Here is an 8,685-nt window from a genome sequence, read left to right as displayed (position 1 = left end):
TAACACATACGGATTTAAGGTTGTAACGAGTGGCGTCAATATTGCTAAAAATTAAAAAAGTATTGCGGATGCTGCTCTAGACACTAGCGCCAGCGTAACACTGTCAATTTAAAAATGTTTGGTTGAAAGTATTACGGACACCGCTAACCCCAAAGGAGGCGTTTGTTTACCTGTTAGAATAAGAAGCTAAAGATACTACTTATGGATGATTAGTTTTTAAAGTAACAACTCTATTAATTCTGAGTAAGCAAACTATGATAATGTTTCATGGCGTCTAAAATCTTCCCTCCATTTTCATGGCTATTTACCCTAAGAACTAGTTTAAAGGAATTCTTCCAAGCTCCTCCCTTTGAATTATCCATAAACCTAGGAATCTCTGCATTAATATATGATATCCCTTGATTACGTTTAGATAATTTATGAAATATGCACAATTTAGAAAAATTATATAGCTCACGCTTACGTGGTACATCGTCAGTATTTTTTGCCCTTCGATAAAACCTCATATAATCACCTTCGAATTCAATGATAATTTGAAATTTACCCGATCGGTCATAACAATACTTATCAATATTTTCTTTGAGAAAATCTTTAGTTTGCTCTTTAGTTAGAGTTGATTGAATATGACCTATCGCGTATTTCTCACTTGTTCCATTTTTGAATATAATTTCAAAAATTTCACTTTTTGACAATACATATAATGGCCCATCTAGGTTATTAGCCTTATGAAACGATATTTCATCCAATCTAATTTCTTTAACTTCTGAAAGTATAGAATCTTTATTTTTTGTAATAATTATATCTTGGGAAAAAACACAAGAACTTACTAATAAGAAGACTATTAATGATTTTTTAAATTTATTATTTTTCATTACTAAAACTGACATTTAATTTTCCTAAAAACTCAATTAATATTGTTTTCTATTCTCATCATAAATTACTTTATACGTATGGCTTGCGTTATAAATGACAAACCATGCTGTCCCATAGTGGAATTCATCACGCCATCATAAAGTGGCTCTGTAGAGTTTTTAGGGATTTTCCAATCAAAATTAAAATTAGAACCGGTTCGCCTGTGGTATCAATTTCGTTTATAATAATTTCAGCTGTTCGAGTAGGGCTAAAGCAATTGTATGATAAAAATAGGTTCTAAACAAATTTCTGAACGCCCAGAACCTATTAGTTTCTCATTATTACCCAGGAAACTTATCACGAATTTTATCTAAACATAAATTATGAATACTTCCGGCATGGGTATGTTTTTTAGAGGTATCTGGAACATAAGTACCGTCTTGCACTTGTCCGCCAATTTTTTGATAAGCCTCCCTAAACGTTTGTCCTTCTACAACCAAAGTATTGATATTATCAACAGTGAAAAGGTATTTATATTTATCATCGTTAATATCAATATCCTTCACTATAATTTGTTGAATAGAATAATTGAAAATATCTAGAATGTCTTTTATTTCTTCGAAAGCTGCAATCATATTTTCTTTTAACAACTGAAAATCGCGGTGGTAGCCACTTGGCAAGTTATTCGTTATTAAAATCATTTCACTTTGTAAAGCTTGAATTTTGTTACACTTACCACGAATTAACTCAAAAACATCTGGATTTTTCTTGTGTGGCATGATGCTACTTCCTGTTGTTAATTCGTCTGGGAAAGATATAAATCCGAAATTCTGACTCATATACAAACAGGTGTCCATAGCAAAACGCGCCATGGTATTGGCTAGACTTCCTAAGGCTGCTGCAATGGTACGTTCGTTTTTACCACGCCCCATTTGTGCTGCAACCACATTGTATTTCATGGTTGCAAAATCCATTTCTTTAGTCGTCACATCTCTGTCGATTGGAAATGAACTTCCATAACCAGCTGCTGAACCTAAAGGATTTTGATCTACCGTTTTAATGGCGGCATCTAGTAAAAACACATCATCAATCATGAGTTCCGCGTAAGCAGAAAACCATAAACCGAAAGACGACGGCATCGCCACTTGCAAGTGCGTATAACCAGGAAGCACTTTATCCTTGTATGTTTCAGCCTGATTTAAAAGTGTATCAAAAAGTGCTCTTGTTTTTTCCTTTACAACCGATAATTCTTCTTTAAAATATAAATGAAGTGCTACTAAAACCTGGTCATTTCTAGAACGTGCGGTGTGTATTTTTTTACCAACATCACCTAAAGTCTTCGTTAATTCAAACTCTATTTTAGAATGTACATCTTCAAACTGCGCATCGATAACAAAAGTGCCATCTTCAATCTGGTTAGCTAAAACCTGAAGTCCAGAAAGTAGTTTTTCCAATTCAACCTCAGAAAGAATACCGATTTTTTGAAGCATAATCGCATGTGCACGCGATGCGATTACATCATACTTTGCAATGTGAATGTCTATTTCTCTATCGTTTCCTACTGTAAATTGTTCGATTTTTTTATCGATGGATATGCCTTTGTCCCAGAGTTTCATACTGTTGTTTTTTTATTGAATCGTTGAATTGTTTAACTGTTTAATCGTTTATACGATAGCGCGGTTTAACAATTCAATATATATTTTAATACCTTCTTCTATTTCGTTGATGTAAATAAATTCGTCTGCTGAATGCGATCGTGTGCTATCTCCTGGTCCTAGTTTTAAAGACTTACAGGTTAAAACTGCTTGATCGGATAAGGTTGGCGAACCATAAGTTGTACGTCCCATAGCCATACCTTCTTGAACCAAAGCATGATCCATAGGAATGGAAGATGAATTTAAACGCAAGCTTCGTGGAATAATACGTGTTACAGGCGCATTATCTTGTAATATTTGTGCTATTTCAGCATTGGTATACGCATCGTTAACGCGCACATCAATAACCAAATCGACATGACCAGGCACCACATTATGCTGTGAACCTGCGTTAATTTGCGTCACCGTTAATTTAACATCACCTAAAGCTTCAGAACTTTTATCGAACTTCAAATCTTTAAACCATTGTAAAGCTTCAATAGTATTATAAATAGCATTATTATCGTTTGGATGCGCCGCGTGACTTGGAGTGCCTTCAATAACGGCATCAAATACTACTAAGCCTTTTTCGGCAACCGCAAGATTCATTAAAGTAGGTTCGCCAACAATCGCGACATCAACTTTCGGGATAATAGGCAGCATGCTGTTTAATCCGTTTGGACCGCTGCTCTCTTCTTCCGCGGAAGCGACAATAACTAAATTGTATTTTAAATCTTCTTGGTTATAGAAATGCACAAATGTTGCCAAAAGTGACACCAAACAACCTCCAGCATCGTTACTTCCTAAGCCGTATAATTTACCATCTTCAACAATGGCCCTGAACGGATCTTTGGTATATGCCGAATTCGGTTTTACCGTATCATGATGCGAGTTTAACAACAATGTTGGTTTACTATCGTCAAAATGCTTGTTAAGTGCCCAAATATTGTTTTTTGTACGCGTGTACTCAATATTATATTTTGTAAACCAGTCTTCAATATGTGCAGCCGTATGCGCTTCTTCAGAAGAAAAAGACTGCGTTTCAATAAGCTTTTTTAGTAAAGCTATGGCATCGGTTGTTAACTGTTCTATCATAAAAATAAGGTCGTAAACTTTTGATCTTTATTACTTATAATGGTTGGATTTCCAATAAAAACACGAGAAACACCTGCTTCAATAGCATGATAGCAGTTTTCGAGTTTAGGAAGCATCCCATCGTGAAAAACACCTTTATGTTTTAAAATTTCGTAAGTTCCAGAATCCATGTAATCAATCACAGAATTATCGTCATCAACTTCCATAAGCACACCGTTTTTCTCAAAACAGTATACCAATTCTACTTTATACAAGTTTGAAAGGCCAATGGCCAATTCTGAGGCCACCGTATCAGCGTTTGTGTTGAATAGCTGACCATTTCCATCGTGTGTAATGGCACAAAAAACAGGCACAAAATCGGCTTGAATTAATTTATCAATACTCTTATGATTCACCTTTTTAACATCGCCCACAAAACCATAATCAATCTCCTTTACCGGACGTTTTTTAGAAGCAATACTATTAATATCGGCACCTGTTAAGCCAATGGCATCGGTAGCTAAACCTTGCAATTGCGCCACAATATTTTTATTTACAAGTCCGCCATAAACCATAGTAATCACATCTAAAGTTTCAGCATCGGTAACACGTCGGCCGTTAACCATATTAGATTCAATACCTAATTTTGAAGCGATATGTGTGGCACGTTTACCGCCGCCATGTACTAAAATCTTCTTGCCTTCTAACTCAGAAAAATGCTTTAAAAAGGACTCTAAAGCGTCTTTATCTTCAATAACGTTTCCCCCAATTTTTACTACTGATAATTTCTCTTTAGCCATTCTCTAGTATTTTTTTAAGCACCAATTGCGCTGCATAAGTTCTATTATTCGCTTGCTGGATCACTAAAGAACTGTCGCTATCTAGAACAGCATCCTCCACTATCACATTACGTCTTACAGGTAAACAGTGCATGAATTTAGCAGCTCCTAACTTTTCTTTGGTTATCATCCAGCTTGGGTCTGTGTTTAGTATTTTCCCGTAATCATCATAAGAACTCCAGTTTTTTACATAAACAAAATCGGCATCTTTAAAGGCTTCCTCTTGATTGTGAATTATTGGGGTGTCTTTTGTGATTTCTGGGTTTAAATCATACCCTTCTGGATTTGTAATGACAAACTCGACATCCATTTTCTGCATGGCTTGAACAAAACTATTTCCAACGGCATGAGGCAATGCTTTCACATGTGGTGCCCAACTTAAAACCACTTTAGGCTTTGCTGTTTTAGCATGTTCTGAAATGGTTAATGCGTCTGTCAACCCTTGTAACGGGTGTCCTGTAGCACTTTCCATATTCACGATAGGTACAGATGCAAATTCTACGAAAGATTTCAAAACCTGTTCGCTTTCGTCTTTTTCTTTATCCGTTAAGGTGGGGAAGGCTCTTACCGCGATAATATCACAATATTGAGACACGACTGCTGCAGCCTCTTTTATATGCTCGGCGGTATTGCCATTCATAACTGTACCATCGCCAAATTCTATGCCCCAAGCATCACCAGAAACGTTCATGACGATAGGATTCATACCCAAGTTTAAAGCCGCCTTTTGCGTGCTTAAACGGGTACGTAAACTTGAATTAAAAAACAATAAACCTAAGGTTTTATCTTGTCCTAAAGACTTATGTTTTAACGGATTTTCTTTTAATGTTTTAGCCTCGGAAACCCATGTGTTGATATTATCGATATCGTTTATGGATGTGTAATTTTTCATTCTAATCCTTATTTTATTTTAGTAAACGGTACTTTGTTTTCTATCGCATTTAAGATAAAATGGTCTTCTAGCCCATTTACTATCCAAGTTTCAATATTGGCATGCTTAGCTAATGCGGCAGCTTCTATTTTAGAAGCCATACCTCCAGTACCATGCGAAGACTTGGAATTAACTACTTCGGTTTTTAGGGCATCGAAATCCACAACTTCTGAAATCGTTTCTGGTTTGTTGATTTCAAAAGATGCTTTTGTATAGATGCCGTTTGTGTTGGTTGCGATTATAAATAAATCGACGTCTAAGAGTGATGCTGTTAAAGCACCTAATTTATCGTTATCACCAAATTTGATTTCATCGGTGGCAACGGTATCATTTTCATTAATTATAGGAACGTAATTGTTATTCACCAAAACATTGATGGTGTTTACAATGTTTGTTTTGCTTTCCTGCTTTTCGAAATCTGAATAGGATAACAAACATTGTGAACTCAATAAGCCGTATTCTCTGAAAATTTCTTGATAAATACGTATTAAATGTGGTTGTCCAATAGATGCTAAGGCTTGTTTTACAAACAGTTCTTCGCGCTGACTTTCCAGCTTCACAAACTGTTTAGCCACAGCAATGGCACCAGAACTAACAATAATAAACTCGTAGCGATCTTGAAGTTGCGCAATTTGATGTGCAATATCTTCAATTTTACCTCTAGAAATATTATCGGTTTCTTTGGTAAGTGTATTAGACCCTACTTTTAATAAAATGCGTTTTTTCTTCATTTATTGAAAAGCTCGCTAACTTTTAATAATCACTTATTGTTATTAACAAGTACGCGCTTAATATTTATCTAATCTGTCCATTTCCATGAACATACCATTTGTTTGTAACTAAATGTTGTAAACCAATTGGTCCACGTTGGTGTAATTTGTCGGTACTAATGGCTAACTCGCCACCTAAACCTAATTGACTCCCATCGGTAAAACGTGTTGAAGCATTATGATAAACAGCTGCTGTATCTGCATTTTCCATAAAGAATTTTGCTTCAGCTTCATTAGTTGTAATGATACAAGAAGAATGTCCTCCCGAATATTTATTAATCATAGCAACAGTCGCTTCAGTTGATTCGATTTCACCAATAACAATTTTATAATCTAGAAACTCTTCATACCAAATATCATCTGATTCAAACTGCGTAATTTCATCGTATTTCGACGTTTCTGCATCACCTAAAATTTCAACATCAAATTCTTTTAATTTTGAAATTAAGCGTTTTATAAAAGCTTCTTTATTCGGAAGATTTTTGTCGATTAAAACTTTATCGACCGCGTTACAAGCTGAAATTTTAGCCGTTTTTCCGTTAATTATAACATCCATAGCAATATCTAAATCAGCTTCAGGGTGTACATACACGAAATTATTTCCACGACCACTAATAATCACTGGACAATTGGCGTGTTTCTTAACAAATGCAATTAAACGTTCGCCACCTCTAGGCACCATTAAATCGACCTGTTGCGTTGGGTTTTCTAAAAAGGCTTGCGTTTCTTCTCTGTTGAATTGTAAATACTCTACCCAATCGGTAGAAGCACCGTTTGCCTCTAGAGCGGCGTGCCATAGTTCAACAATTTTTAAGTTTGATCTTAAAGACTCTTTACCACCTTTAAGTAATATTTTGTTTCCTGATTTAAACGCGATTCCTGCAGCCTCCACAGTAACATCTGGACGTGATTCATAAATAATTAAAACCGTTCCAAAAGATGCTGTTTTATTATAAACTTGCATCCCATTGTCGTGTTTAAACGAAAAACGCTCTACACCAACTGGATCTTCTTGAGACGCTAAATGCGTCACCGATTTAATCATTTCATCAACCTTCGAATCGTCTACTTTTAAACGATCGTACATCGATTTATCGTCACCATTATAGGCGTCTAAATCTTCTTTATTGATATTAATTATAGTTTCTCGTTCCTCTTCTAATAGCACAGCCATTTTCAGCAATACCGCATTTCTAGTTTCTATAGTTAATAATGTGTTCATTGTAATTTTTTTTTAAAGTTTTTGAGTGTGCAGTTTGTCTGCAGTCTCAATCTCTGGTAACGCTCCTATTAGGGCTTCAAAAAACATATTGATATGTTCTTTTCTAACGGTTAGCGGAGGTAATATTCTTAATAATTTTTTATTCGAAGCACCACCAGTAAAAATATGATTGTCGTAAATTAAGTGCTTTCTTAAGTCGCCAACTTCAAAGTCAAATTCTAATCCAAGCATCAAACCTTTTCCCTTTATATTTTTAATATGCGGGATGGTTTTAGCAATTTTCATAAAATACTCAGACATCACATTCACATTATTTATTAGTTTTTGGTCTTCAATAACCTCTAAAACTGATAAACCTGCTGCACATGCGAGGTGATTTCCACCAAACGTAGTACCTAACATTCCAAATTTAGCTTCTATGTTTGGGTGAATTAAAATGCCTCCAATCGGAAAGCCATTCCCCATGCCTTTTGCCATAGATATAACGTCTGGTGTTACGTTATAATGTTGAAATGCAAAAAATTTACCCGAACGTCCGTAACCCGATTGAACCTCATCGGCAATAAAAAATGTATTGTTTGCTTTACAAAGTTGATCGACTTTTTCAAAAAACTCAGCAGTCCCTTGATCTAGCCCGCCGACACCTTGAATAAACTCAACAATAACGGCACAAACATCCCCTTTTTCTAATTCAGCTTGAACCCCTGCAATGTCGTTCAATTCTAGAATAGTGACTTCCTGTTGTGCGTTTATTGGCGCAATAATACTTGGGTTATCGGTGGCTGCAACAGCTGCCGATGTACGACCGTGAAAACCATTTTTAAACGCTACGACTCTAGATTTCCCTGTTTTAAACGATGCTAATTTTAAAGCATTCTCGTTAGCTTCAGCCCCTGAATTACAGAAAAACAACTCATAATCTTTACAACCTGAAAGCGCCTCTAGTTTATTGGCAAATTTCACTTGTAATGGGTTTTGAATGGCGTTTGAGTAAAATCCAAGTTCTGCCACTTGATTCGAAATGGCTTCTACGTATTTTGGGTGTGCGTGCCCAATAGATATTACGGCATGACCACCGTAAAGATCTAAATACTCTGTACCTTTCTCATCATAAACATAAACACCTTTTCCTGAAACTGGTGTTACATCATAAAGCGGGTAAACGTTAAATAATGGCATAATTATTAATTTATTATAGTTGGTTATGTCTTTCAAAAGAAGCGTTAACCTCTTTCGATAGGAATTGTGCTAAAACCCCTATTTTCTCAAATTATAGTGCAAAAATAACCATTTTAGATCCTTTTATCGCTAAAAGACTGTCTTTCCTAATGTTAACAATCTCTAAAACGGTTACTTTCGTGTT

Annotated in this window: 9 protein-coding genes; all 9 read right to left on the bottom strand. The window is 35.6% G+C overall.

Annotated elements, in window-relative coordinates; translation table 11 throughout:
- Window positions 1-233 precede the first annotated feature (233 nt).
- The 9 genes from KO493_RS08910 to KO493_RS08870 all read right to left on the bottom strand — a co-directional run bounded on the left by KO493_RS08910 (window position 234) and on the right by KO493_RS08870 (window position 8,501).
- A complete protein-coding gene (locus KO493_RS08910; protein WP_216067588.1) occupies window positions 234-872 on the bottom strand; it encodes a hypothetical protein in 639 nt (212 codons plus the stop codon).
- 65 nt (window positions 873-937) lie between these two features.
- Window positions 938-1,039 (bottom strand): hypothetical protein, encoded by a 102-nt coding sequence (locus tag KO493_RS15895; protein WP_354667429.1) that lies wholly within the window; start codon window positions 1,037-1,039, stop codon window positions 938-940.
- A 154-nt stretch (window positions 1,040-1,193) separates the two neighbouring features.
- Window positions 1,194-2,468, bottom strand: a complete 1,275-nt coding sequence (gene argH, locus KO493_RS08900; RefSeq protein WP_216067587.1) for an argininosuccinate lyase — start codon at window positions 2,466-2,468, stop codon at window positions 1,194-1,196.
- Window positions 2,469-2,516: 48 nt separating this feature from the next.
- The gene (locus KO493_RS08895; RefSeq protein ID WP_216067586.1) at window positions 2,517-3,581 is read right to left on the bottom strand and encodes a M20 family metallo-hydrolase; all 1,065 of its coding nucleotides are present in this window, start codon (window positions 3,579-3,581) and stop codon (window positions 2,517-2,519) included.
- Window positions 3,578-4,360 carry an acetylglutamate kinase gene (gene argB, locus KO493_RS08890; RefSeq protein ID WP_216067585.1) on the bottom strand — a complete coding sequence of 261 codons (783 nt, stop codon included), beginning with the start codon at window positions 4,358-4,360 and terminating at the stop codon, window positions 3,578-3,580. Before argB ends, KO493_RS08895 begins: the two co-directional genes overlap by 4 nt.
- A complete protein-coding gene (locus KO493_RS08885) occupies window positions 4,353-5,291 on the bottom strand; it encodes an N-acetylornithine carbamoyltransferase (RefSeq protein WP_216067584.1) in 939 nt (312 codons plus the stop codon). The genes argB and KO493_RS08885 overlap by 8 nt, the downstream gene beginning before the upstream one ends.
- A gap of 8 nt (window positions 5,292-5,299) precedes the next feature.
- Window positions 5,300-6,061 carry a glutamate 5-kinase gene (gene proB, locus KO493_RS08880; RefSeq protein WP_216067583.1) on the bottom strand — a complete coding sequence of 254 codons (762 nt, stop codon included), beginning with the start codon at window positions 6,059-6,061 and terminating at the stop codon, window positions 5,300-5,302.
- Between the two features lie 64 nt (window positions 6,062-6,125).
- Entirely contained in the window at window positions 6,126-7,322 is a 1,197-nt protein-coding gene (locus KO493_RS08875; RefSeq protein WP_216067582.1) for a glutamate-5-semialdehyde dehydrogenase, read from the bottom strand.
- 12 nt (window positions 7,323-7,334) lie between these two features.
- Window positions 7,335-8,501 carry an aspartate aminotransferase family protein gene (locus KO493_RS08870; protein ID WP_216067581.1) on the bottom strand — a complete coding sequence of 389 codons (1,167 nt, stop codon included), beginning with the start codon at window positions 8,499-8,501 and terminating at the stop codon, window positions 7,335-7,337.
- Between the last annotated feature and the right edge of the window lie 184 nt (window positions 8,502-8,685).

It is taken from the genome of Pseudotamlana agarivorans, assembly GCF_018860245.1.
GTDB classification, from domain to species: Bacteria; Bacteroidota; Bacteroidia; order Flavobacteriales; family Flavobacteriaceae; genus Pseudotamlana; species Pseudotamlana agarivorans_A.
Note: the sequence above shows the minus strand (reverse complement) of the source record. Positions and strands in the feature narration are given on the sequence as shown.

Coding starts and splice junctions, on each gene's coding strand:
- proB (WP_216067583.1), bottom strand. CDS start 6,061: ATGAAGAAAAAACGCATTTTATTAAAAGTAGGGTCTAATACACTTACC.
- KO493_RS08895 (WP_216067586.1), bottom strand. CDS start 3,581: ATGATAGAACAGTTAACAACCGATGCCATAGCTTTACTAAAAAAGCTT.
- KO493_RS08870 (WP_216067581.1), bottom strand. CDS start 8,501: ATGCCATTATTTAACGTTTACCCGCTTTATGATGTAACACCAGTTTCA.
- KO493_RS08910 (WP_216067588.1), bottom strand. CDS start 872: ATGAAAAATAATAAATTTAAAAAATCATTAATAGTCTTCTTATTAGTA.
- argB (WP_216067585.1), bottom strand. CDS start 4,360: ATGGCTAAAGAGAAATTATCAGTAGTAAAAATTGGGGGAAACGTTATT.
- KO493_RS08885 (WP_216067584.1), bottom strand. CDS start 5,291: ATGAAAAATTACACATCCATAAACGATATCGATAATATCAACACATGG.
- argH (WP_216067587.1), bottom strand. CDS start 2,468: ATGAAACTCTGGGACAAAGGCATATCCATCGATAAAAAAATCGAACAA.
- KO493_RS08875 (WP_216067582.1), bottom strand. CDS start 7,322: ATGAACACATTATTAACTATAGAAACTAGAAATGCGGTATTGCTGAAA.